This is a genomic window from Mycoplasma iguanae (assembly GCF_024722375.1).
In the GTDB taxonomy this organism is placed as follows: domain Bacteria; phylum Bacillota_I; class Bacilli_A; order Mycoplasmatales; family Metamycoplasmataceae; genus Mycoplasma_M; species Mycoplasma_M iguanae.
The window spans coordinates 204,971-231,778 of the sequence record NZ_CP102734.1 but is presented as its reverse complement, the minus strand read 5'-3'; the positions used below and the strand labels follow the sequence as shown (position 1 = coordinate 231,778).

Sequence of the window (26,808 nt, the reverse complement as noted above, 5' to 3'; positions counted from 1 at the left end):
CTTTAACTTTTAATAGTCTAGATAATATGTAATTAATTATATAAAATTTTGGCTTTTTTTTTTTTTTTTTTAATAAGACTTTTACACATTTTTTACTTGAAATGAAAAAAATGGTGTAATTTTGAAAATAAAATTTTAATATAAACAAAAAACATTAAAAATCTGATAGAAATTAGTTTTTTAATGTTTTTTGTTTATATTATTGTTTTTGTTTGAAAAATTGAACTTTTTTCAGTAATGTTGTAAAGAATGAAATTAAGAATCCTAATAACATTGTTCCTAATCAAATTAAAAATGCGAATAAATTTGATCAATTAATTGCATCTCCTAATGCTGGGGGAAATACAAAAATTAATAAAATATAAGTTAATAAGAAAATTGTTAAGAAATAAAGTACTTTTTCCCAAAAAGGAATTTTGATTTTACTTTGCGTTGATAAGTATAAAACAGTTCAAATCGTTAAAATAAATTGAATAAACATAGAAATAGTTGTTGATTGAATAAAAGTATCAAATCCTGTTTCAATTCCTATTCATCGAGGTAAAAAGTAAAGTAAAAGAGATGAAATTGAAGTACTAAATGAAATTAGTCACAAAGCATTTCCGTATTGACCTTTTGCATTTATTTTTGAAAAAATTTTTGGTAAATACCCATCTATAGAAAGTGAAGCAAAAACTTTTGAATAATATAAAACATTAGAAACACTGGCAGAAAAACGGTTAAAGAAAATCCCAATTGTAAATAAAACAATTCCTGTAGCACCAAAACTTATTTGGAAAATACCTCTAAAGTTTAGTGGTACATCACGATTTACATTGATAAATAAGAAAGCAAGATAAGCAATAAAGTATAAAACAAACACTGTTGCAAATACTTTAACTAATAAAATACGAATTTTTTTGGTTTTTACATCCATTGATAAACCGGCAAGTGATTCAAAACCACCAAAAGCATACATAAATGTTAAGCTTGTTCCAATAATTACTGCCGGAGAAATGTATTTATTATTTGATATATTATCTACAAAATTTCCATCTTTTGCAGCTAAAATAATAACTAAAACCATTCCAGTAATAATTGTTAATCATTTAACAGAGCTAGATAAAAAAACTAATCATTTTGATAATCTTAAACCTAATGTCACTAAGAAAATAATAAAAATAAAAACTCCTAGTGATATTAAATTATAAATATTTGATCTAGCCGGATCAAAATAAGATAATAATGCTCCAATAAATAGAGGAGTATTATTCGAACCTACTACAACTTGTGATAAAACATTTCATCCTTGCAAAAAAGCTGCTATTTTACTTTTATAAGCTTTTTTAGCATATCCATATGATCCTCCTAATTCATTTGGATATCTTTCAGAAACTCGAGCAAAAGCCAATGATGTTCCCATTGCTGCAAATGCAGTAATGGCAAAAACAATCATTCCTCAAGCACCTAAGCTAACAATATCTCCAATAGTGGCAATAAAACCAAAACCAACCACAAAATTTAAACTAAAAGCAAAAAATTGTTTTTCAGTAAATCTTGCATCGGTTGATCCTTTTGCACCAAATTTTAAAAATTTCAAAAACATAGTTTCAATTTTACACAAAAAAATATAAAAAGTTTATTTTTTTAAGAAAAAATAGAGAAAAAGCAGTTTTTTTCTTTTTATTATGCAAAATATAATAAAAAGAAAAAATAAAACAAATGCTTACTTTAAATAATTTAGCTATTTTTTGATGTATTTTCTGTTAGAAATAAGCCGTAGAAAACCTATTTCTTTTAATTGATTTTGTCTAAAAATTTGTTCAAATTTTAAAGTTTTAAATATTTTTTTCTTTTTTTACAAAATTTATTTTTAAAAATTAATTTTCATTTTTTCTAAAAAAATCGTTTTTTAAATAAAAAAAATAATAAAAATTAACTTTTTATTTTTTGTGGAAAAACCTAGTAAAAAAATGATTTTTTACAGGGTGAAAATTAGTTATTTTCTGTTAAAAATGATGTTATAATTTTGAAGCAATAGCTTATTTCTAGGGCTATTGCAAAAATTCAAAATGGTTATTTTGTATTTTTGTTGTTATTAAAAACAACAGTATGGATAATTACCTAATTTTAGGTTTGAAGTTTTTATTATTTTATATTTATAACCTTTTTATTTTAATATTTATTTAAGTTTTATCCTCTTTTTTATTAATATATATAAACTTTAAGAATACTAGTGTTGATTAACACATTATTATAATTTAGCCGCCCATATTCTAAGCTTTGGGCGGCTTCTTTTTTGTTAATGATTAAATTTAAAATTTAATGTTAAAAAAAGACACTTCCGTGTCTTTAATATTACTTGTACTTAATACTATCAAGTGCGGTTTGATCGAATGATTTTAAAAATTCTACAACTATAACGATATTATTTTTTAAATCTTCTAAATCACAAACACCAATTGGTGAATGAAGATATCTTTGGGGAATTGACAAGCAAATTGTAGCAACACCGCCACGGCCAAATTGTAGTTCAGCAGCATCAGTTCCTCCGCCTTGAGCTACAAATTTGTATAGAGGAATGTTATGTTTTTGAGCTAAATCTTTAAAATATTGAATTAACTTGGGATCCATTAATGTTCCTCTATCAGCTACTCTAAGTGCTACACCTTTTGATAATTTATTTTCTCCTGTTCCAGATAAATAAGTATCATATGAACTTGTTGTATCAATTGCAATTGCAACATCAGGATTAATCATACTTACAGAAGTTTTAGCTCCACGAGTTCCTACTTCTTCTTGAACTGAAGCTACAAAGTAGGTTTGGTTTGGTAAAGTTTCATTTGATAATTCATTAATAATAAAATCTAAAACAGTAATTCCAGCTCTGTTATCCATTGCTTTACCTGCGACTAGATTTTTGTTATATAGTCTCAAAGTGGGACCATGGATATAAATTTTATCTCCTATTTCTACTCCTGCTGCTACAGCTATCTTTTTATTATCAAAACCACAATCTACAAATAAATCTTTATTTGTAACAGCTTTTTTAGCTTTTTCAGGTTCTAAAATATGAATTGAAGTGTGACCAAAAATTCCTGCATATTCTTTGCCTGTTGTAGTAACTACTTTTGCTTTTGAACCTACAACAACATTAGGTCAAACTCCACCAACAGATTGCACTCTTAATTGTCCATTTTCTAAAATATCTAAAACAATGTAACCTACTTCATCCATATGCACACTTATCATGATTTTGGGACCCTGATTATGACTTTTTTTAGTCATAATCAGGGATCCTAATCCATCTCTTGTATATTCAACATTAGCTTGAGCTGTATTTTTCTTAATTAATGCTACAACCTCATCTTCATATCGTGAAATACCATGTACTTCCATATATTCTTTTAATCTTGAAAAAATTTTTTCATGATCAATATTTTTCATATATACCTCATTTAAAATCAAAGCAATAAGCTTTCTTTTACTAACAAATTTAATTATATTGATTTAATTTTAACTTTTTTATTGAAAAAAGAGTGTCAAAAAAACAAAGGCTTTGTTTTTTTGAAAAATATGATATAATGTCTACAATATTCTTTTGTTCAAAAATCAAGTTAAATATAGTTACCAGGCAATTTTGCTAGTAATTTTTTATATTTAATTATTTTTGGAAAAAAGAATATTTTTATTTTTATTTCAATAAATAAAATAAAAATATTTGAAAGGAGATCTATGACGCAAAAAAGCGCAAAAAAAATAGGTTTTTGACTAGCTCTGACTATGTTATTAGGTTCTGTTATTGGAATTGGAATTTTCTTTAAAAACGGTTCAATTCAAAGACAAGTAGATTCAGAAGGATGAACATGATTAGCAGCCTGAATCGTGGGTGGAGTTATGGCAGCTGCAGCTGCTATCTCTTTTTCGGAAATGGGATTTTTCAAAAATACTAAATTAACTGGTTTAGCTAACTGAGCTCACAAAGTAGGAGGTAAAGGATATGGATACTTCATTTCTTTTGGATGATCATTCTTTTACTTTGGAATTTTGTGTGTTATTCTTGCCTTTTTCGGGGCAGAAGTTTTAATTTTCTTTTTAGCTAATGCTTTCCAATTTGATATATCAGCATTTAAAATTTGACATTTAGTAATTATTACAATTTTTACTGCCGCTTTCTTTGTAACAGTTAACTTTGTTTCTACAACTGTAAGTGGATGAATTCAAGCAGTAACAACAATTTTAAAATTTGTTCCATTAGTGTTGGCTATTTTCATTGGTATTATTGCATTTCAAACTCACTCTATTGGTGGAGAAAACGCATTTGCATTAACAGAAAAAAGTTTTGACTTTAAAAAGATGATTATGGCTTTACCTGCTGTATTGTTTGCTTATGATGCTTTCTTAACAGTTGGTTCACTTGGTAAAAAAGTTAAAAAACCTAATAAAAATATTCCTTTAATTGTTATTTTTGGAATGCTGGCTGTTATTGTTTTATACACATTAATTGCCATTTCTTCTATCTTACACAATCAAGGTCAAATTCACAATTTATTAGCTGACTCATTGCCAGAAAAAGCTAAAAAACCTATTATTATATTTACTTTCTTCTTTTTGTTAATTTCTACTTACGGAGTTATTAACGGATTTTCAGCGGGATTTGTTGCGGAAATGGAGCAACAAAGAAGAATTAAATTACTACTAGGAATATCAGCCTTAAGCAAAAAAAGATCAAGAAATGTAACAACTGCTATTTTAACAGCTGGAACAATGATTGTTTGAGCACTAGCTACTTTTATTCCAACAATTATTTTAAATACAGATAAATTTATTGATGGATTTTCAAATTTACCAACTGTTTTCTTTTTTGCTTTACATGGTGTAACAATTATTCTTTACTTAATTAAAAAAGTTAAGAATCCGGAATGAATTGAAGAACAAAGAGCTCAAAACAAAAAAGGATTAAATAAATTTTTAATCTGAACAGCATCAATTATTGGATCATTGGGATTTATTGCTGCTTTTATCATCAATATTGCTTTACTAGTTTTAGCTTTATCAGAAGATACATATACTTCTTCATGAGGTGTTTTCTTTGATAATGGCGTTGTTGTATCAGCTGCCCAAGAATTAGCAATATGACTAAGCTTTTTAGCAATTCTAATTATTGCACCATTTATAAATTATTGACTTGTTAAAATCTTTGAAAAAAGAGATTTAATCAAAGATTTTGATGAAATTGCGGGTCCTAATCTGGATGATGATAGTGAAATTATCCAAACTTCAGATCAAAATCAAGTTAAATAAAATTTAAAATTATTTTATTATAAAACTTTGTGCTTTAGGGTTCAAAGTTTTTTTATTCTTAAATTGCGCTAAAAAAAGTTAACCCTGTTTTTGAGTTAACTTTTTTGCTATTAGAAGTATTTTCTTAACTTGACTTTTCTTTTGTAAATTATAATCAGTGTTATAAATAAACTGATTGAAATAGCTAAAATTGGTACGGTGATGCTTACAATTCTTTTGACATGTCCAGGATAATTTTTAGCTACTCAAGACATTTCTAAATTGTATTCTACAGGTAAGAAATTAACTCCTGAACTATTAAAATTATTTCTTTTAGCTTTAGCATTAATTTTTAATATTTCACCATCTCATTTAAGATCAAAAGCTAAATCTTGATCTTTATCATATCCATTAATATTCATAGCTTCAAAGATTTCTTTTGTTTTGGTTTCATCAATGGTAAATTCTGAATCATATTTTTCAATAATTTCATTGACTTTTTCATTATCCATAGTTATATTAAAAACTTCATTAATTTTAGGTAAATTAATGAAAGTTACCTCTTTAGATTTATTTAGATCTAAACCTAAAGCAGTACTTAATTCACTTGTTATTGCAGGGTAAGAAATCTTTATTTTTAATATTCCATCTTTAATTGAAAGTAACATAGCTTCAATTGAAGTATTAGATGAAGTTTCAAATTCAGGGTTAAAATTCATTAAGTTTAGGTTGGTATTAATTAAAGCTTTAATATTGTTTTGAATATTTTCGGCTTCTTTTTCATCTGAAGTGATTGAAAAAGGTCATTGATTATAAAATAAATCTCTTAAATTAAAGCCTGTTACTAAAGTAAAAGGTGATTGTTCTGCAAAAATGGGATTATTAATTTTTGAAATATCTACTACATCGGCATTATTTTCTGTAGCACCACGGAAATTAACATAAAAATCTGAAATCTTATTAAAATTAACAAATGTAATTGATTTAGATGAAAAGAAACCATTTTGAGTTGCTACATTATCATCTAAATTAAAATTTAATTTCAAAGTACCTGCTCTATCATCTGCATTGGCTGTGATACTTACATTTAAATTAGATATTTTTTTAACAAATCTTAGTAAAAAAGCATTAATTTCTTCTACAGTAGGATCTAGTTTATCAGAAATAGAACGATAAAAATAAGATGGTAAAAAGTTATTTAAATTAGCTGGCAATCTTCCTTCTGAATCGGCAATTGCTTCTCTAATATCAATAATATTTTCTTCATTATTTTCATCAGCTTGGTTGATTCTTTCACCAACTATGGTGAAAACCTTTTCAGTACTAATGTTAGCTAAATAACTTTGACTAATTTTAAAAGTTTGAATCGAATTGTTTAATAAATCCAAGAAATTAATGAAAGCTCCAATTGTTATTATGTCATTATTTGGTGATAAATATTCCACAAAATAATCAATTGAATTAACTTTTAAATATTCATTTTCTAAAGGAAGAAGATTTAGAGGTTTTACTAAATCTTTTAAATAAGCAGGTGTCATTTGCACCAGAGAAACATTTAAAAAATTGCTAAATGCTCTTTGATCAATTCACATTGATCCCATTTCTTTGGCAACTGAATTAAAGTTATTGATTTCAATAAAAAAATCAGAAGAAACATTTAAACTTGAATTGTATCAAGCTGAGCTATTTAATCTTACTAAAACTGCTGCAGTGCTATTTTCTGCCTTCGGTTCTAAGGATAAATCAACAAACTTTAATTTTCCAGTTGGTAAATATCTTTTTCTTTCATTTGTAATGTTAGTAATAGAAATATTGTTGGTTTTCAAATTAGAAGCTAGTAAAGGAATGTTTGTAGCACTATTAATTTGAAAATTCCGTCTATTAATATTAATTTGAAACACAAGATTATCATCTAATAATACTTGTCTTTCAAAAGAAATTCCATAAATTAAAGAATCTTCATTTTCTCTATTTACCAACAATAAGAATGGATCTTCTTCATTTTTAATTGTTACTAAATTAATATCTTTTAGTTGAATATTTTTGTCCAAAAAAGTATCTAAATTATGAGTTAACCTAAAAAAACCGGTATTGTAATTAAAGTTATAAATATTTCTATCATCTGCAAAAATTACTTTAGCGTTTGATGTTTGAAAAATAATTTCATGAATTATTTTATTTGGAGGTGTATTAAAAAATTCTGCTGATAGATTTCCTTTAATTACCATAATTTTTTCACCTAAAGAAATTACTGAAGCTAAATCAATATTAGCAAGTAAATCTAGTGAATTTTCTTTATTACTTAAATTAATTTCATTATAAGCTAAAGCTTTTGAAAATTTAATTGGTTGATTTGTTCAATTTGGAATACCAGCATCTTTTCTAATTTGCATCTCATTGTTAACAAAATCAAATTGTATTTCACTAAATTTTGTATCATTTGCAATTGTAGAAAGATTTGCCATTTCTGGTTTAATATAAGCTATTAAATTTACATCAGGAGCAATATAAAAAATATTTTTAATAATTAGCTCACTATTTTTTGCTGTTTTTTCAATGTTTAAATCACTAAGTTGAAAATTATTGAAATCTAGTTTTTGAGCTTTAGAATAACTATTAACTGAATTTTGATCACTATATAAAATTAAAAAGTCTTTATTTTTGGAAAAAGCATTAATGCTTTGATCGATTTGATATTCTTTAAAAGCTTTTTTAGGATTTGCTAAATTGTAAATAATTAATTTAGCATTTTTGGTAATTAAAGCAAGATAAGATTGATTTAAAAACTCAAAATTAGCCATACTTAAAACTGCATCTGAACTATCTTGCAATGTAATTGTTAATTCTAGAGCACCATTAATATTTCTTTTTTTCAGTATTCTTCCTTCATTTTGAATAAATGAAGAACCATCTAAAGTAGCAATTACATTTTTATTTTTTTTGGTTAATTGTTGATTTTGTATTGTCTCAGAATTAAATGTTTTTGGAGCTATTTTTTTTGGTTTAATAAAATGATTGATAAAAACTGTACTACTTATACCAAAAGAAGCAGCAAAAATAGTTAAAGGAATAAGACCTTTAATCATCGTCTTTCTAATTTTATTTTTATATTTCATTTTCTATCCTTTAGCTTTTAACAAATACTGATCAATTTTTTATTAATTCCCAAATTTAGTATTTTTAATTATTTTTTGAATATATTCAACATCTTCTCAGTGGTCAAAGAAAATTCCGTCAATCATAGGTAATTCATTACTTTCTTTATTGAATAATCCACCATAAAGAACTAAAATTTTGCTTTCTGATAAAAATTCTCCAAATTGTTTTTTTATTACTTTTTTAACAATGCCAACTTGTCTTTCAATTTCTGCATTATCAATGGCAACATTGTTTGCTGCATAGAAATAAGGCATGTAAACAAAAATTAATTCGTTTGAATTCGTTAGTTGGATATTTTCAAAAAGTTTTTTTACTTCATTAGTAATTACTTTTTCAATATCAGTAACTTTTTCTTGTAGTTCATTTCCAATACAAATAATTGGTTTAAAATCATTTTCTAATAAAACTTTTAATTTGTAGTTAATTGAATGGCTATTTTTTTCATCGATATAATTTTTTAAAATATATGGATGATTCACTAAAATATAGTCAATTCCTACTTCTCTTGCTTCCACAAAAGAAACTTTACCTATAAAATCTCCTGTTGCATTAGCAGAAATGTTTTGCACTCCAACCTGTGAAATATCAATTTTTCCTTTTGAATTTGAAAGTAAGTTAAAAATACCAAAATAAGAAGGCAATATGATAAAGTTTTTATCTAAAGGTTTTTCTAAATTTTCAATAAATTGCCTAATTGTAAAATAGTTCATATTTAATTTTCAATTGAAAATAATTTTTTTCATATTAACTCCTTATTTTTTGTCTTTTAAATCTTTGTTAAACTTTTTATCTTCAAAAAGTTGAAATTCAGATTTAAGATTTAAATTAGATTCATTTTTACTTAGTTCTAAAAGTTCTTCGGCTTTTCTTTCAATTTCTTGTTTAATTAGAAGTTCTTCTTTTTCTTTTCGTTTTAAGAAAGCATAATTATCTTCTAATTCTTTTAATGAAGCAATTTTGATATTTTGTAAATTTAGTAATAAATTTTCTAATTCTAAAAAGCTTTTTCTTAAATATTTTACTCTAGAAGCTACAGGCAGATTTTCTAATTCTTTATATCTTTTTACAGCTTGATTAATGTATGAAGAATAACGATTGAAAAATTCACGTTTATAACTTCCTTCACCAGATGCTTTATAAAATAAGTTTGCGTTTTTTCCTTCTTTTAATAAATTTAAAAACATTTCTGCAGATTTATAAAATAGAATAAGATCACCCAACTTAATGTTCTTTACTGGAAGTTGATATAAATCTTTCTCATGGAAATACATTGCTAAATACATATTTTCTGTATTTAAAGATAGTGAATAATTTTGGGGATTAGCAATTCCCTTAGTGATAATTCTAAACTGGTGATTTATTTCTCTTTTTTGCATTCTAGATGCAAAATTAACAAATTCATCAAATGCTTTTTTATTTGTTTTTTGTAGTCTTTTTAAATTTAAATGTTCAATTAATTCTTTATCTGAATTAATTGCTTCAATTTTTTTTAATTTGTTAGATACCTTTATTGAAGCAAACAAATTTAAACTAAAAGTTGATTTATATTTTTTAGAAAGTAAACTAACTAATACATCTTTAAATTTTTCGGCATCAATTGTATTAGAAGTATTTTTTAATGTTAGTTGGTTACTTAAATAAAATAAATTAATATCTTCATCCAATTGGATAGAAAATAATCTTTCAAAACCAATTTCATCGGAAAATAAAATTCATTTAATATTTTTTCTACTTAAATAAAAAAGGATTTTTGAAATATAAACATCAAATACCATAGCTGCATACATTCATAATTTATATGAAAAATGCTCTTTTACTTCCTGAAAAATATTTCAATTTAAAACAATTGTTTTTTTGTTTTGACTAACTTGTTGTTTTAAAGATTCATAAAACAACTTAGCACTTTGACGCACAAAATAATACGGATTATCTTTGGCAGGACTTATGATTATATGATCTAAATGATGAGGAAATAAACCTGTTAAAAAATTATTTCTTTTATTTTTAGAAATTAAAACTGTTTCCAGTTCTTGAAATTCTTTAATTCCAACTTTTTCATCATTAGCTTTGAAACTTCAATCATCTAGATTGATATGTAAGCTATTAATATCTGGAAATTCTTGTTGATAAAAAGTATAAAAATCACTTAATTCATCTGTTTGGAAGGAAACAAAAATTGCGAATTTTTCTTTTAATTTTTTGTCATTGTCTCTATCATATAAAAATGTTTTTTCAAAAGAATGGTCTTTACTGATATCGGCAACAGCATTTCAAATTGAACTAATGATTTGAGTTTTTTCAGGATTGTTTCAGTTTTCAATTAATTCATAAAATTTAGCAGCTTGAAAATTATCAGCTAATAAGTTTTCACTAGGAATAAATTTATGAATAATAACTGTCGTAGATGTACTTTTTTGTAATTTAAAAATTGCTCTTTTTAAAAATGCTCAGTTAAAAATAGGTTTATCAATTAATAAATTTAAATAAAATCGAAATTTTCTATCTTGTGCCTTGGCTTTAGGTCAAAGTTTTTTTTGAAGATTTTCTAAAAATTCAATAAATGCATCTGCATTATTTAAATCAAATTCATTATCTAAATGTAAATAAAGAAAAATATAATTATTCTTTATTATTTCTTTTTTTGCAGCAAAACGTACAACTTCATTAACTTTGGAATTAAGATTATTAAGTTGTAAAAAATTTTGATATGGCAAATTAAAAGCATCAAATAATTCTTTTCTAAAATCTAAAGTTTTAGTTTTAAAATCAATAATTTGCAATACACTAAAAATGTTAATAATTTTTTTAAAGTTAGACATTTTAATGTATTTAAACAAATTGTTTTCAGAATCTTTATTTAAATTAACACCAAAATTAGGAACATTTAAAAAAACGGTTTTTTCTCTTTTACTCATCTTCTTCTATTGTTTCCCTTTTTTTGTCTAATTTACGTTTTTTAAATAATGAATTAATTATTTTACTTTGAACAAAAAGAATAATTGGTTTTTGACGAATAGCAAATAAGATGATAATTAAAGGTAAGAAAATTATGATTGGTAAACCTATTGCTAGTGATAAATTAACAATACTTTCAAATCTTTTTTCTTCTGGTTTATAAATTTTAAATCCTGTAACATTTTGCAATGGATTTGTCATTAAAACATAACCTTCTGCAACTAACTCACTTATTGGTATTAATCTACTAATTTGAAAATCGTGTGTTTCCACTTCATCATCAAATATATTTGGTGCTGCAATAGTTTGAACATTATTAAATGATCTTATTGCTGCAGTTGTAGTTAAATTGGTTTCTGTATTATTAGTATCACTATTTTCTGGAACTAAATTACTTGGTCTTTTAATAAAGAAAACAAATTTTCCACTTCCTGTACTATCATCATATAAGAAATAAATTTTTTTCTCCAAATTATTTAAAATATTATCCTGGAAAGTAAAAAACTTATTTAACATTTCAGGAGTCATTTCAGAAGGTAAATTATTTACTTTAGAAACTTCAATTACTGCTCGATCTAAAAATTGTGAATTTGTTGGATCATAAGTTCCAATTTGAGTTTGGAAAACTTCAATTGGTAATTTAAAACCGGTAAATGTTTGAGAAAATTCTGTAATTCCGTTTGTATTATTTCATTCATTAAATGTTGCTCTTACATTTAATGAACCTCTATCTGCATTTGGAGTAATTTGTACTTGGAATTGGTTAGGATCATTACGATATTTTTTAAGAGCAGCATCAGAAAGTTGTCCAAAAAATTGTAGTAATTCTAAAGGTTCTAAATTTCTTAAAAAACCAGCAAATTCAACAGATGTAAATTCTGAAAAATTATTACTTGTTGAGTTTGATGATGAACTAGAAGCTGAAGCTGAATTTGGTAATTTTTTTTGTGCAATTTCATTTTCAGTGTATCAATTTAAGAAGAAAATACCATTTTCATTAGTTTTATTAAATCCATCGTAGTAATGAACGATTTTTTTATTACTAATGTTTTTAATTCTTCCATCATCACCTAATTCAATAAATGAGTTAAAAACAATTGTAATTAACAATTTACCTGTTGCATTTTCTGGAGTTAAAGTGATATTGTATTGTGAATTTAGGGCGTTATCAGAAAAATTAATTAATCCACCTAAAACACCGTTAGGACTCAATTGACCGCTTTGTCTGATCATTAAATCTGAAATTTCTACATCTGATGCTGATCTATTAAAAATATTAGATTGTTCTGAAACATTATTTGTTGCTAAATATTGTTCTTTTGTTAAAAAAGTTATATTATAAACATCGTTTGCAGTAGCTTCATCAGTTTGGAAACCACTAAAGTCATGTGGGAAAGTTGTTCTTAATGAATTTCCTAAGGGATTATTAAAATTCAACTGAAGTGTAAATTCTCCAGTTAAGTCATTTATATTTGAAATAATAATGTTAGCTACTTTGTCTTTAACATAATCTGACATTGTAACAAAATTGTAACCAATAATTGCATTCAGTTTTTGTTGTGTATTACCTGCATTTTCTATGGCAGTTTTCACTTGAGAAGGTTTTTGTAATACAATTGAAGGATTTTTAGCTTTGATTTCATCAAAAGTATTAAATTTAATTAAAATATTTTGGTTTTGAGCAGTATTACTCTTAAATACTTCTTCACTTTCTCAAACAATTGAATCATGTGTTACTTGTAAAGCTTTTTTAGCTGCATCTGCTTCTTGTGATAAAGAAACTAAATTATTTTTGAAATTAAATTTTAATTTAAAAAGTGCTTTTCCTTTAGCATTTTGAGGAAGAATTGATAATTCATAATCTGATTGTTTTAGAAAAGGTGAAAGAATAATAAAGTTATCTAAAACTTCACTAGGTTTGATTTGAGAAGGTAATATTTTTCCGAATTTCTCAGATAAAATATCTTTTGAAAAAGGATTAATATTAAATGTCAATGTAGAATTTTCAACTTGACTAGTAGGAAAACCTGAAATTGTAGATGAAAAATTTCTATTAGTTAATTTTCCATTTTCATGTAAATAAGTTACATTAAAATTAATGGTTAAACGCCCTGTTTTGTCATTGGGAGTTAATCTTACTGAAATATTACTTCCATTTCCAGCTTTATCATATAGATCGATATTTTTAACATCTAAAAATAAATTATAAACGTCGTTATTATTTGCATACATCGAAGCAATTTGACTAGGTAATGAACGTCTTAAAACTTCTGGTAAACTAACAAATGATTTGGTTTTAACATCAGGATTATTTAAGAAAAATCGGAAAGTTTTTTCACCTAAAAAGACACGGATTTTATTTCCACCGATAATATTACCTGAAGGATTAACTGTTCCGTTGGCATCTAAAGTTCTTAGAACTTGGTATATTTTAATTGTCGATTCATGACTATGCTTTTGATCCGCAACTTCTTTATCAACTGTTTCAAATTCTAAAACAGGACTAACATTATTATAAGCTCTTTGAATATTTAAAAATGAATTTAAATTAGCTTCAAATGATTGCTTAAATTTGTTTAATGAATCAGCAAAAATGGCAGCTCCATTATTTACTTGGCTTTGATCTTTGAAGGAAATACTTACAGGTTTTTCTAAACCATTTGATGCTAAAGTTTTTGGAGTTCCTGCAAAACCTGAATTATTATATGCTCAAATTTCACCATTTGACAAGTATAAAAAGTAGTTGATACCAACTGTTTTTAAATCAATTATTGACACATTGCTTGGTAAGTCTACTAAAGCTAACTGATCAATAAAATTTAAGTTTCTATCTAATGTTACAAGTACATTGTTATTACTTATAGCAACAAATTCAGCATTAGAACTAATTTTAGTAGTTGAATAAACATTACTAATTCCTAGTAATGAACCATTGTTAAAATATTTTATTTGTTTTTGATCGTTTGTTACTGTAGCATTAGCGTTATTTCCATTAATTGTTAAATCTAGTTTTTGGACTAATAATGGTCCACTATCAGCAAAATTGCCAGTAGTTGGCGCTGCTTTATTTTGTCTTGCAACTAAGTAATTTTGACCTTTAATTGCTGTTATTGAATAGTGAGTGTCATTTCCAGGTAATTTTTTAATTGATGTTCTAAAAGGAGCATTAAATCCATTACCCCTAGTTGAATAAGCATATGCCACTACTTCTGTTGTATTTCCAGCACTATTACGTTTTTGAAGTAATAAAAATAATCCACCATTAATTCATGCCGAATTAGTTGCATAAATTTTATTTCCTGTTGTATTTAAATAAGTATTTTCTTGAGTTATAAAACTAGTTTCAAAAACATTTCTACCGGTAACATCACCAACAGAACCACCTGTAGAACCAGTAACTTCAATGGCAATTGTTTGATTAGTTCCACTGGTAGCTTTTTCATAATCACCTTTAATTAAAATTAAAGTAGGTGTACTTTGATTATCAGTTTTAATCACAAATTGTGAAAAATTAGTATTCACATATTTTCTAGATTGTGAACCAGTCATTTTACTTTCTGTTGCTAGTGCAGCATCAAAATAAACAGAAACATCACCAGATGATTCTGATATTTTTAAAATTACTGTATGTCCTTTAGTTTCATCTGTTTCATAAACGTAAACGTTTAAATAATAACTTCTTGAAGAAATAGAATATTCAGCTTTGTTGATTTTAACATTTTCTAGATTGTGACTTGGTGGAGTGCTAGGTTTTTTTTGATTTCTATAATTTTTAATTATTTCTTTAATTTTTTCAGCATCAACAGCTCATTTCATTTGATTTGTTGAATCTTGAATTAAAGCTACAGTATCAATGACATTTGCATTTCCGTTTGTTTTTTTATGAGCATATAAAAAAGAATGACCATTTTTATTAAAAATATTTTCAACATTTTGATATTTTAAATCGGTGTTTAAAAGAGCAGGATTAATAAAAGTTAATTGACTAAGAGATACAGTGCTAGATGAAAAAGTTTGAGGACTAACTGTTTGAGTAAAAGGAGATTTTTTTTGAATACTTGTGACAATAAAAGTGCTACTGATAATCACAGATGGAATAATAATTGCTGAAGCTATTTTTAAATGAGAGTATTTTTTATGCATTTTATTCCTCCTCGTGTTCAAATTTTTGATTTTGTTGTCTTAATGACTTAGTTTTTTTGTTAAATCTTGTTGCATTAATTAATATTCATAAAATTAAGATTGCTAAAATTCCAAACAAACTAGAACCTAATCCTAATCATAATCATAAAATTTGCTGCTGAGATAAAATTTCTCCTGGTTTTATCGGTGTGTCATTATGTTGATTAAAATTAGTTCCACCTGTAAAACCGGTAATAGTAAACGATAGTGTTGTGACATCATTTGTATTTAGATCAATATTTGTGTCATTAGTTCTTAAAATTGCGCTGGTAGTTGACAATGTCAAAGGCACTTGTTGAAATTTTAAAGTTAAGTCGGCTCAGTTAATTTTGATTTGTGCGGTTACCGAGGTTGGTGATCGATCAGTAATTTCAAGATTGTCTTCAGAAATCATTTTAAATAAAGTGCTCTCTAAACCACCAAACATTGCTTCTAAAATGTCTTTTTTAGTTAAGCTTTTTTCATCCATTGGATTTTTAGATAAAAAGTTTGCACTTAAATTTGTTAAAGGAGTATGTTTTAATTCTAAATTTAGTTTTAGTGCTAAATTTTCTTTAAAACCAGTGAAAACTCTTCCATATTCAAATGAAGGAATATTATTAAATTTATCGAAAATCAATGAAACTGCTAAACGACCGTTTTTATCATCTGGAACAGCAAAAATGATAGCTTGATCTAATGGTGTTGTGAAATCTGCACCAGCTGTAGGAGTTTCTAAAATAAACATTTTTCTTATCTGCTCAATTGTTAATTCACTCGGTAATAAATTACTATACTGATGCAGACTTTTTGTAAATTCCTGATTTATTCTAATTTTACTTTGTAATGATTCAGGAATATCTTGAGCAGTAGTGGAAGTTACATATGTTTTAGAAAAAACAACATTATCTTGTCCATTTAGACGTGAAAATTGGATTTCTACTCTAATTCTTTGAATGATTTCACCATTATTTTCGATTGAAGCATCTGTAATTCTTACCATTGAACCAGTAGCTGTTTCATTAGCTAAATTAGCTAATGATGGATTTACATATGGTAATTTATAAACTTTTTTTAAAAAATCAGAAGAATCAAAAAATAAAGAAACGAAATCTTTAGATTGTTCTGATGTTGATCATCCACCAGCAATTGGTGTTGAAGATGAACCATCTGCTGAATTAACAGTTTCCCTAAAAACATTTACAATTCCAGAAGCAACTAAAGAAGCATATCTAGAAGGAATGGTATTTGATCAGTTAAAATAAACTAATTCACCACTTTCTAAGTTTCTAGAAAAACCGGTATATTTAACTATTTCTATAGGCCCATCCATAACTTTTCCAGAATTATTAATTGTTTGATAAGTAATTTTTAGTTCTAAAGTTCCTTCTAAATCATCTGGAAAAGTTTCAACACTTTTAATACTTGTATTAATTTTAGCCAATTGATTTGAATTAATTTCAGCATTTTGATATGTTAAAAATCCAATTCTATTATTAGTAGAATTAATTGATAATGCAGAATTTGATTTTGTTCCCACAATTCCTACAGCATTTTTTATTACTCCATTAAAAATATCTAAAAAAGAAACATCGTATCTTGCCTGGGGATTAACAAATTCTGAAGGTAATAAAGTTGAAACTTTTTGACCAATTTTAGATTTTGTAGGATCAGCAGTTTGATCTTGGTCTCAATAAGGCATAGCAATATCAGCATTTAATAAGTTTTCGTTTGTCACCATTTTTAATTCAATTAATGATTCTTCATTAGTTCTGAAACCATAAAAAGTTTTTGAAAAAGATTTATTGGCATTTGAAAAGCTATTACTTAAATTAATTGATACTGTCAATAAATTTAAGGCAGTATTTGGAGTTAAAGAAATAGTTGGTGTAGGAATCATAGATTCATCAGGAATTTCTTGTTCTGTTGTATTGTAATCTAAACTTAATGAAAAAAAGTTTGAACTAATGTCTGAATTTGTGATTGAATTAACATCTTTGGTAGTGTTTTTAATAAAACTATCAATTTGTTCGTCTGGTGCTCATTGAAATTTTCATTTTACAATATTTAATGGTAATGTGCTCTTTGGTAATTTTCAAACATCAGCATCTGTTTCTGATTTAAATTCAGTTGGTGGTGTTATTAGTGCTCTTAAATTTCCAAAATCACTAGCAGTAGAACCAGGTCTAGATAAAATAACATTATTATTTTCATCAGTAGTATAAGCTGTAATATTCTGGTAAACTTTGAATTCTATTTCACCTTTAAAATTATCTGCTTTAGTAATTTCTACTACTAAATTATTGATAGAAGAATTTTGTAAACTTCCTAACTGAAAACCTGCATAACTTGATGAAAAATTTGAACTTTGGACAGATGTTATAGTTCCATTTTCTGAAATTTGTTCAAATTTATAACCACTAATATTGGTGGTTGCATTCTCATTACTATTATAAGAAGTTCTAATAAAAGAAAAAAGTTTACGAATATCTTCAGCATTAACTTGTGTTGCATATTTGTTTTTATTTCACTGTGAAAATTTTGTGGAATCTAAAGTAATTGCAGAAGGTCGAAAAAAATATTTGCCATTAGCAGTTGTTTCTACTGCTGCAAAAGTTTGTGGAACTACAAAATTTGTTTGGTTACTTTGTTGAATTAAAGCAACTGCTAATGTAGAAGCTGAAATTATTGACATAGCTCCTAGGATTGTTTTTGAAACTTTTTTCATTGTGCCCTCTTTATGTAATGAAACTGAGATAATTATATAAAATATATTGAAATAATACCACGAAAATCAATAACTCAATTCTGTGATATTTTTTAAAAATATCTATATTAAATAATAAATTTTAACTAATTAAAAATAAAAAATTTTAAATTATATTAAAGCTAGTATATTTAAAAATTTAATATTTTTCTAAAATAATGATGAATTTAAATAAAAATCAATAAAATGCTTATTTAAAAAATGTTACTATGATTTGTAAAACACGAGTTATTAACCTCATTGGACAATGAAATAACTGGTTATAATAATTAATAAGTACTAATGTAAATTATAAGTGAAATAACTAATTGTAATAATTTTTTAGTTTAAAAATAATTTTATAAAATGCAGAAAATTCTATTTTTGAGTATTTAGCAATAAAATTTTAAACTTTTTCTTGTTTTTAATTGAAAAAATAGCTTTTTGTTAAAATTTAATAGATAATAAATCAGATATGAAGATAATAGCAAAAAATAAAGTAGCAAATTATAACTACGAAATTATAGATAAATATGAAGCTGGAATTGCTTTATTGGGCTGAGAAGTAAAATCAATTCGTGCCAATAAAGTAAATTTAAATAACGCCTTTGCTACATTTAAATTTCACGAGCTTTTTATTTCAAATATGCATATTTCTTTATATATGGCAGTCAAAGGTGATGTACTAAGACCACGAAAATTATTAATGCATAAAGCACAGTTAAAAAGACTAGCTTTAAAGCAACAACAAAATAATTTTACTTTGATACCTACAATGATTTATTGATCAAAAGATAAAATAAAAATTGAAATTGCGCTTGCTCGTGGAAAAAATAAACAAGATAAACGAGAAACAGAAAAAAAACGTGATATTGAGCATGAAATAGCAAAATATCTTTAAATTCCTCATTATAAATACTATGGGGGTGTAAAGGTTTCGACATATATAAGCGATTATTTAATGCAGTGGTCTGGTAAACCATAAATACTTCTAGGCTTTTCTAAATGGAAAAGAAAAAACAAACGAAGACTACAGCGCTTTAGCAATGAATTCTTCATTTAACTTAAATCCTTCTTTCGCTTAATATTTAGCGGTTGGTCTTGTAGCATTCTTCCCAAAGTGCTACAATGTGGTATTGGGATATGTAAAAGGACTCAGTTAAATTTTGCAGAACTTCAACTGGACAAATTAAACAACTGTTTGTAATTTTAAGTTTTTAATTTGTTGAATATAAAAATTACTAAACTGTAGATTTAAATAATATGTTTATGTGTGGACCCGGGTTCGATTCCCGGCATCTCCACCATTTTTTTTATTATTTTTTCTTTAGAATTAATAATAAAAGATTTAAAAACATAAAAAAAATTATCTCCCTTTTCAATAAAATAGGGGGATTTTTTTATGTTTTTTTTATTAAAAAATTTAATACTTAAAAATTTATAACAATTTAATATAATTAATAAATAACAAGTTAATATTTAGAAACATTTTATGATAATTACTTGATGATTTTAAATTTTACTAATTAATCATTTTCAAAGGAGAAAGACCAAATGAAAAAAACAATTGATCAAATAGAACTAAAAGGTAAAAAAGTTTTAATTAGAAATGATTTTAATGTTCCTTTTGATAAAGAAGGAAATATTACTTCAGATAAAAGAATTAGAGCATCATTGCCAACTATTCAAAAAGTTGTAAATGAAGGCGGAAAAGCAATTTTATTTTCACACTTAGGCAGAATTAAAACAGAAGAAGATAAGGCATCTAAGTCACTAGCTCCAGTGGCAAAACATTTAGAAAAACTACTAGGTAGAAAAGTATATTTTGTAAATCAAACTAGAGGTTCCAAATTAGAAGCTGCTGTTGAGAACTTACAAGATGGTGATATCTTATTAGTTCAAAATACAAGATACGAAGACTTAAATGAAAAAGCTGAATCAAAAAATAATCCTGAATTAGGAAAATACTGAGCTTCATTGGGAGATGTATTTATTAATGATGCTTTTGGTACCGCACACCGTGCACATGCATCCAATGTAGGAATTGCTACTTATATTAATGAATCTGCAATGGGTTATTTAATGGAAAAAGAAGTTAAAGCTTTATCAAAAGTTTTAAACAATCCTGAAAGACCATTCATAGCAATTGTAGGTGGAGCTAAAGTTTCAGATAAGATTGCTATTGTTGATTCCTTGTTAAAAGTTGCTGATAAAGTTATTATCGGTGGAGGAATGGCTTATACATTTGCAAAAGCGCAAGGACATGAGATTGGAAATTCTTTATTAGAAGAAGATAAATTAGAACTTGTAAAAGAATATTTAGCTAAATATGGAGATAAAATTGTTTTACCAATCGATCATGCTATAGGCAAAGAATTTGCAAATGGAGCAAGATTAGTTAATAAAAAAGATCCTCTAAACATTCCAAAAGGATATATGGGATTAGATATTGCTGAAGAATCAATAAAATTATTTGAAAAAACTTTAGCAAATGCTAAAACAGTGCTTTGAAATGGACCTATGGGGGTTACAGAATTCTCAAACTTTAAAAAAGGAACTGAAGCAATTGCTGTTGCTATTGGTAAATTAGATGGAGCTTACTCAGTTGTTGGTGGTGGAGATTCTGTTGCTGCTATTGAAAATTTAAAATTAGAAGCTTCATTTTCACATATTTCTACAGGTGGAGGAGCTTCAATAGAATTCTTAGAAGGTAAAGAGCTTCCAGGAATTAAAGCGATTCAAGATGCTGATGAAAATGTTGAAGTTCAAGAAAAAGAAGAAACAACAACAAAAGAAGCAAAACATCAACATAAAACACTATTTTGTAAATTATTTGGATGATTACACAAAAAATAATTTTATAAAAATTGAAAACTAATTAACCCTAGTTTTCTTTTTTTATAAAATATAAAATAAATTTTAAAAGGAATACAATGAAAAAACCAGTAATTTTAACGGTAATTGATGGGCTAGGTTTAAGGTCAGAAAAACAGGGGAATGCCTTTAAAATGGCCAAAACTCCAACTTTTGATGAATACTTTAAAAGTTATCCTTATTCAATTATTCAAGCTTCAGGTCAATATGTGGGATTACCTGAAGGACAAATGGGTAACAGTGAAGTAGGTCACTTAAATATTGGAGCCGGTACTGTTGTTTATACAGGGCTTTCGCTAATAAAAAAAGCTTTAGAAGATGGGACTTTCGGTCAAAATACTGCTTTTGTAAAAGCATTTGAAGCTGCAAAAACAAATAATGCAACTTTGCATTTGATGGGTTTATTATCTCCCGGTGGAGTTCATTCTTTAGAAGACCACTTATTTGCTTTAATTGATGCTGCTAAAGCTTATGGTATAGAAAACTTATCTATACATATTTTTGGTGATGGTAGAGATGTAGCGCCTCAATCAATTCTTAGTTCAATTGAAAAATTAGAAACAAAAATAGCTGATAAAGCAGGTTATAAAATTGCTTCCATTGCCGGAAGATTTTATGCTATGGATCGTGATAAAATGTTTGATAGAAATCAAAAATCTTATGATGCACTTTTTGGTAAAGCAAGAAATACATTTCATTCAGCAAAAGATTATGTTAAATCCCAATATGCAGAACAATTATTTGATGAATTTTTAATTCCGGCAATAAATCCTGATGCTAAATTCATTAAAGATCATGATGCTGTTATTTTCTTCAACTTTCGTCCAGATAGAGCTCGTCAAATTACTCATATGTTAATTGATTCAGATTTATATGACTATGTTCCTTCTCATAGAGCAAAATTATCAGCTTTTGTGTCAATGATGAAATATGAAGGCATTAATTGTGACATTGCTTTTGATGAAATGGAAATTAAAAAACCGATTGGTAAAGTAATTTCTGATGCAGGACTCAAACAACTACGTCTAGCTGAAACTCAAAAATATGCTCACGTAACTTTCTTTATGGATGGAGGGCAAGATATTGAATATGCAAATAGCAAGAGAATTATGATACCTTCACTAAAAGTAGAGTCATATGCAACTGCACCACAAATGTCAGCTCAAGCAATTACAGAAGCTTTATTAAATGAAGCTAAAAATTTCGACTTAGTAATTATGAATTTTGCCAACCCTGACATGGTAGGTCATACTGGTGATTTACAAGCTGCAATCAAAGCTGTAGAAGTTTTAGATACTCAGCTGGGTATTATTAAAGAATGAGTTGAAAAAAATGATGCTATTCAATTCATTACAGCTGATCATGGAAATGCTGAAGTTACAGAAGATGCTAACGGAAATCCTGCAACAAAGCATACTTCATATCCTGTAATGTTAATTACAACAGATAAATCATTAAAACTAAAAGATGGAAAATTAGCAAACATTGCACCCACAATTTTAGATTACATGAATATTGAAAAACCTGTTGAAATGGATGAAGAATCTTTATTAATTAAATAAATATTCTGCATTTTTTATATAAAAAAACCCACTAAAACACAAAGATTTTAGTGGGTTTAAAATTATTTGTTAATTTGAATAAATCCTCAATTTCTGTTTCAAGTAAAGTAAGCTTTATTATCTACCAAAATATTTTTTTTAGCCTTTGCTAATAAGTTTTCATAAAATTCTAAAGAATAAAAAGGGGCTAAACCACTGTAAATGGTTTTAATTGCTTTAAAATCTCAAACCAGAACTAAATTAGGAATAATTTCATGATAATGGAAGCCATTTTTTTCAATTTCATTCATTAACTGTTTATTAAATTGAAAATCAATTTTTCTTATTTTATAAAGTTTGTTAACATTGTAAAAATTATGATCACCATTAAAACTGAAAGCAAATTCACTGTGCAATAATCTGTTTTTTTGGATTAAATCTTCTAAAGATACAAACGGTTTAACAATTGCTTTACTATTATGAGGACTAAAAAGATTTAAAAATTTTGGTGCTAATCAATAACCGGAAGTTAAATGGCTTACTTTAATTTTTTTAAAGAACATCTTTAGATTATATTATTTTTTTCAAAAAATTAGCAATTCCGTCTTTATCATGAGAATCTGTAACATATTTTGCTATTGTTTTAACTTCTGATTTAGATTGTCCCATAGCAACTGAATATTTTGCTACTTTAAACATTGGAATGTCGTTAACTTCATCACCAAAAACTAAAGTTGTATCTAAATTAATTAAACCGTGTTGAGCAATTTGTTTCAAACCTTGACCTTTGTCTGAACCAGTTGGCATAATATCTAAAACTGTAGGTTGTGATTTAATTAAATAAACTTTTTCTTGATATTTTTTGAATTCTTTTTGGATTAAATCAAGATTTTTGGGATCAGTTTCCTTAGCAATAACTAAAAATTTTACAACTTGGTGTTGATCCAAATCAAAATCTGAATTAACAGGATTAATTTGAAATTTTTCATCTTCTGCCATTTTAGCAAGTTCACCATCTAATCAAATAAATCACTGAGAAGGTGATATTGCTTCATTTTTAAACATTTGTTTTGATGTATAAACTAAAAAATTAATTTTTAAAGCGTGTAAATAATTAAAAATAGATTTAGCAACTGTTTTTTCAATGGGATTAACAAAAATTTCTTTGTTGTTAACAGGATCAAATACTAAAGCTCCATTACAAGAAATAATTGGCATTTGGCTATCAATTAAATTTCAAGGTTTTTTACAAAAATATCAAGGACGACCAGAAGCAATAATTGCTTTTGTGCCATTTTTTTTCTGCAAATGCTTAATTGTTTCAATACTTGAATCTAAAACATTTTTTTCTGAGTTTAATAGTGTTCCATCTAAGTCAAAGACTAAAGTTTGAACATTATCTTTTTTGTCCATAATAGGCATCTTTCCCGTGTTTGCGATTGTAATGTTTTTCTTGTAAAGCTTTTTTAGCTTCTTGAGCATTAGGATCAATTGTTATAGTAAACAATGCCATTTTTGCTACTTCTTCTAAAGTTAAAGCCAGATTTACGGCATCATTTGCACTTTTAGTTGATCATACAAAAGGTCCGTGTTCTTTCACTAAAACAGCTGGAGTTGCAGCAAAATCACGATTATTTTTATGAAAATGATCAATGATGACTAATCCTGTATTATGTTCATAATTTTGAGCAATTTCTGCTTCATTTAAATCACGTGTACAAGGTACATCTTCATAAAAGTTATCTGCATGAGTTGTACCAAAACAAGGTATTGATTTACCACTTTGTGCCCATGCTACTGCATGAGGTGAGTGAGTGTGCACAATTGCTTGAATCCGTGAATCAGCTTTATACAATAATGTATGTGTTGGTGTATCGCTTGAAGGATTTAAATCTGAATCAATGACATTATTTTCCATATCAACTATAACCATATCTTTGTAAGTCATAGTTTCATAAGCTACACCACTAGGTTTAATAACCATATATTTCCGATCTTGAGTAATTGCTGAAACATTTCCTCAAGTATGGATAGCTAAGCGATAAGTAAATAATAATTGGTTAGCATCAAAAACTAATTTTTGTAATTTTTCAATTTCTGCTTTATTCATCATTACCCGCTAATTTTCACTGCTGTTGGTAAAATTTTTTAGCTTTTTTCAATTCTGTTAAATTTTGTTGGAATGTTTCTTCAGGATCATTTTTTGATCACATTTCAATCATTAAAGGACCACGAAAATTAATTTTTTTGATAGCTTTTAAGCTTCGTACAAAATCGACTGTTCCTTGCCCTCAAGCAACCTCTTTAAATTTCGTTGGTGTTGTGTCCTTAAAGTGAAAAGCAACAATTTTATCTTGACCTAATTCCACTTCATTTTCAAAATCATTAGTAAATTGATTTAAATTACCTATATCTGGATAAACATACAATTGTGGATAATTGATTTTCTTAATAAAATTTAAACACTTTGAAATAGTACCTGCAAAAGGTGTATCCATTGTTTCAAAAGCTAAAGTAACACTATATTTTTGCGCTAGTTCTGTAGCTTTTTTGATACCTTCAATAAAGCGTTTTTTAGAAAGTTCAGTTGATTTTTCATAGTAAACATCATATGCAGCAAGTTGAATAATTCTAATTCCTAATTTTTTAGCTAAAATTAGTGCTTTTTCCATAATTTCTAAAGCTTTTTGGCGTGTTGCTGCATCTTTTGAACCAAAAGGAAACCTTCTGTGTCCACTAAGACACATTGAATTGAAATAAAAATCGTGTTTAATTAATAACTGACGTAATTGGTTGATTTCTTCATCATTTCAATCTAAACGCGCTAGTCGAAAATCAGCTTCATCAACACTAAATTCAATAAAATCAAAACCGGCTTTTTTTGCTAATAAAATTTTTTCTTCTCAAGAAAACTTATTATTTAAAGCTTTTTCATAAATCCCTAAGTAACGTTTTTTTTTATCAATATTTGTTAAATTCATCTTTAAAGGCCTTTGCTGCCGCAGCTGGATCTTTCGCATCACGAATTGAGCGGCCAGCAATGAAAATATAAATTGGCAAATCTTTGAAATATTTAATGTCTTCTAGTTCGACTCCACCAGTGACAGTTACTAAAAATCCTAAATCTACTAATTTTCTAATACTATCTAAGTCTTTTTGGCCTCATTTTACACCAGCAGCTTGTGCATCACGTGCCCGATGTCAAACTGCTTGAGTTATATGATGATCTCTTCACTGTTGAGCTTGTTCTCAAGTGAAATTAGAAGTTAGTTCCACTTGGACTTCATTTTTAACATCAATTTCTTGTCCCACTTTTAAAAGTTCAGACATTGTTTGTGGTTCTGCTGCACAGATAGCGGTTACATAATTGGCACCTTGACCAAAAAACATTTTCCCAAAAATTGAACCAGCATCAGCCACTTTTCCATCAGCAATAATAATTTTTTCAGGAAAAGTTGCTTTTAAGATGGAAATTGCACTTTTTCCAACTGAAGAAATTAAGATTGTTCCAACTTCAATAATGTCAATGTAATCACGCACTTTTTGGACATTACTAATTGCTTCTTCAATAGTTAATGTATCTAAAGCTAGTTGTAACATTGGTTTTCTCGACATATAAACTCTTTTCTTAATTATGATAAATATTTAGTAAAATCAATTTTTTCAATAATATCAAAAACTTCTTCTACTGTTTTAGCATCAACTATTTCTTGAATTGTTTTTGGATCTTCAAAAACTGCAACAATCTGAGGTAATGCTTCTGATGTATGTACTTCAGCACTTGTAGCTGCTAGAGTAATTAATACTCTAATTGGACGTTCATCACCAGGGAAAAAAACTGGTTCTTGTAAAGTAATAAGTGAGAAACTATTTTCATTAACACCGGCATCACTTTGAGCATGAGGCATCGCTAAATCATCAGCAATAATATAATAAGGTCCATGTTTTAGCGTACTCGCTATAATTGCATCATAATATGAATGTTCCACTAATTTTTTATCAATTAAAGGTTTAGCTGATAAAAAGACAGCTTCTTCTCATGTTTTGGCATTTAACTGTAATTGCACTGTTTGATATTTTTTTAAAATTTCTAATAGATTAATTTTCATG

General features: G+C 26.7%; 17 protein-coding genes and 1 other RNA gene. 5 read left to right on the top strand and 13 right to left on the bottom strand.

The window, feature by feature from the left end; genetic code table 4:
- Positions 1–199: 199 nt before the first annotated feature.
- Positions 200–1,585 carry an APC family permease gene (locus NV226_RS01155; RefSeq protein ID WP_258211071.1) on the bottom strand — a complete coding sequence of 462 codons (1,386 nt, stop codon included), beginning with the start codon at positions 1,583–1,585 and terminating at the stop codon, positions 200–202.
- Between the two features lie 752 nt (positions 1,586–2,337).
- A complete protein-coding gene (locus tag NV226_RS01150) occupies positions 2,338–3,426 on the bottom strand; it encodes a M42 family metallopeptidase (RefSeq protein ID WP_258211070.1) in 1,089 nt (362 codons plus the stop codon).
- 288 nt (positions 3,427–3,714) lie between these two features.
- Here NV226_RS01150 and NV226_RS01145 point away from each other — a divergent pair, with 288 nt between their 5' ends.
- On the top strand, positions 3,715–5,283 hold the full coding sequence (locus NV226_RS01145) for an APC family permease (RefSeq protein ID WP_258211069.1): 1,569 nt from the start codon (positions 3,715–3,717) through the stop codon (positions 5,281–5,283).
- 110 nt (positions 5,284–5,393) lie between these two features.
- Here NV226_RS01145 and NV226_RS01140 read toward each other — a convergent pair whose 3' ends face one another.
- From NV226_RS01140 to NV226_RS01120, 5 genes are read right to left on the bottom strand one after another with little or no spacing between them, the layout of a single operon-like run.
- Positions 5,394–8,378 (bottom strand): hypothetical protein, encoded by a 2,985-nt coding sequence (locus NV226_RS01140; protein WP_258211068.1) that lies wholly within the window; start codon positions 8,376–8,378, stop codon positions 5,394–5,396.
- A 42-nt stretch (positions 8,379–8,420) separates the two neighbouring features.
- A complete protein-coding gene (locus tag NV226_RS01135) occupies positions 8,421–9,164 on the bottom strand; it encodes a triose-phosphate isomerase (protein WP_258211067.1) in 744 nt (247 codons plus the stop codon).
- A 9-nt stretch (positions 9,165–9,173) separates the two neighbouring features.
- The gene (locus NV226_RS01130) at positions 9,174–11,336 is read right to left on the bottom strand and encodes a hypothetical protein (RefSeq protein WP_258211066.1); all 2,163 of its coding nucleotides are present in this window, start codon (positions 11,334–11,336) and stop codon (positions 9,174–9,176) included.
- Positions 11,329–15,519 (bottom strand): hypothetical protein, encoded by a 4,191-nt coding sequence (locus NV226_RS01125; protein ID WP_258211065.1) that lies wholly within the window; start codon positions 15,517–15,519, stop codon positions 11,329–11,331. The genes NV226_RS01130 and NV226_RS01125 overlap by 8 nt, the downstream gene beginning before the upstream one ends.
- A gap of 1 nt (position 15,520) precedes the next feature.
- Entirely contained in the window at positions 15,521–18,265 is a 2,745-nt protein-coding gene (locus NV226_RS01120) for a hypothetical protein (protein WP_258211064.1), read from the bottom strand.
- Between the two features lie 493 nt (positions 18,266–18,758).
- Between NV226_RS01120 and smpB the strand changes: the two genes are divergently transcribed.
- The 4 genes from smpB (at position 18,759) to gpmI (ending at position 22,719) form a co-directional block, all read left to right on the top strand.
- Entirely contained in the window at positions 18,759–19,184 is a 426-nt protein-coding gene (gene smpB, locus NV226_RS01115; RefSeq protein WP_258211063.1) for an SsrA-binding protein SmpB, read from the top strand.
- 21 nt (positions 19,185–19,205) lie between these two features.
- Positions 19,206–19,590, top strand: a transfer-messenger RNA (tmRNA) gene (gene ssrA / locus NV226_RS01110).
- Positions 19,591–19,837: 247 nt separating this feature from the next.
- The gene (locus NV226_RS01105; protein WP_258211062.1) at positions 19,838–21,139 is read left to right on the top strand and encodes a phosphoglycerate kinase; all 1,302 of its coding nucleotides are present in this window, start codon (positions 19,838–19,840) and stop codon (positions 21,137–21,139) included.
- A gap of 77 nt (positions 21,140–21,216) precedes the next feature.
- Positions 21,217–22,719 carry a 2,3-bisphosphoglycerate-independent phosphoglycerate mutase gene (gene gpmI, locus NV226_RS01100; protein ID WP_258211061.1) on the top strand — a complete coding sequence of 501 codons (1,503 nt, stop codon included), beginning with the start codon at positions 21,217–21,219 and terminating at the stop codon, positions 22,717–22,719.
- Positions 22,720–22,781: 62 nt separating this feature from the next.
- Here the strand turns inward: gpmI and NV226_RS01095 are convergent, their stop codons facing one another.
- From NV226_RS01095 to NV226_RS01070, 6 genes are read right to left on the bottom strand one after another with little or no spacing between them, the layout of a single operon-like run.
- On the bottom strand, positions 22,782–23,261 hold the full coding sequence (locus NV226_RS01095; protein ID WP_258211060.1) for an MPN499 family protein: 480 nt from the start codon (positions 23,259–23,261) through the stop codon (positions 22,782–22,784).
- A 7-nt stretch (positions 23,262–23,268) separates the two neighbouring features.
- Complete coding sequence (locus NV226_RS01090; RefSeq protein ID WP_258211059.1) at positions 23,269–24,111, bottom strand: HAD family hydrolase; 843 nt, start codon at positions 24,109–24,111, stop codon at positions 23,269–23,271.
- Positions 24,095–24,808 carry an L-ribulose-5-phosphate 4-epimerase gene (locus NV226_RS01085; protein WP_308738123.1) on the bottom strand — a complete coding sequence of 238 codons (714 nt, stop codon included), beginning with the start codon at positions 24,806–24,808 and terminating at the stop codon, positions 24,095–24,097. Before NV226_RS01085 ends, NV226_RS01090 begins: the two co-directional genes overlap by 17 nt.
- Entirely contained in the window at positions 24,801–25,679 is an 879-nt protein-coding gene (locus tag NV226_RS01080; RefSeq protein ID WP_258211058.1) for an L-ribulose-5-phosphate 3-epimerase, read from the bottom strand. The genes NV226_RS01085 and NV226_RS01080 overlap by 8 nt, the downstream gene beginning before the upstream one ends.
- The gene (locus tag NV226_RS01075; protein ID WP_258211057.1) at positions 25,657–26,313 is read right to left on the bottom strand and encodes a 3-keto-L-gulonate-6-phosphate decarboxylase UlaD; all 657 of its coding nucleotides are present in this window, start codon (positions 26,311–26,313) and stop codon (positions 25,657–25,659) included. Before NV226_RS01075 ends, NV226_RS01080 begins: the two co-directional genes overlap by 23 nt.
- A gap of 17 nt (positions 26,314–26,330) precedes the next feature.
- Entirely contained in the window at positions 26,331–26,807 is a 477-nt protein-coding gene (locus NV226_RS01070; protein WP_258211056.1) for a PTS sugar transporter subunit IIA, read from the bottom strand.
- Position 26,808: the final 1 nt, after the last annotated feature.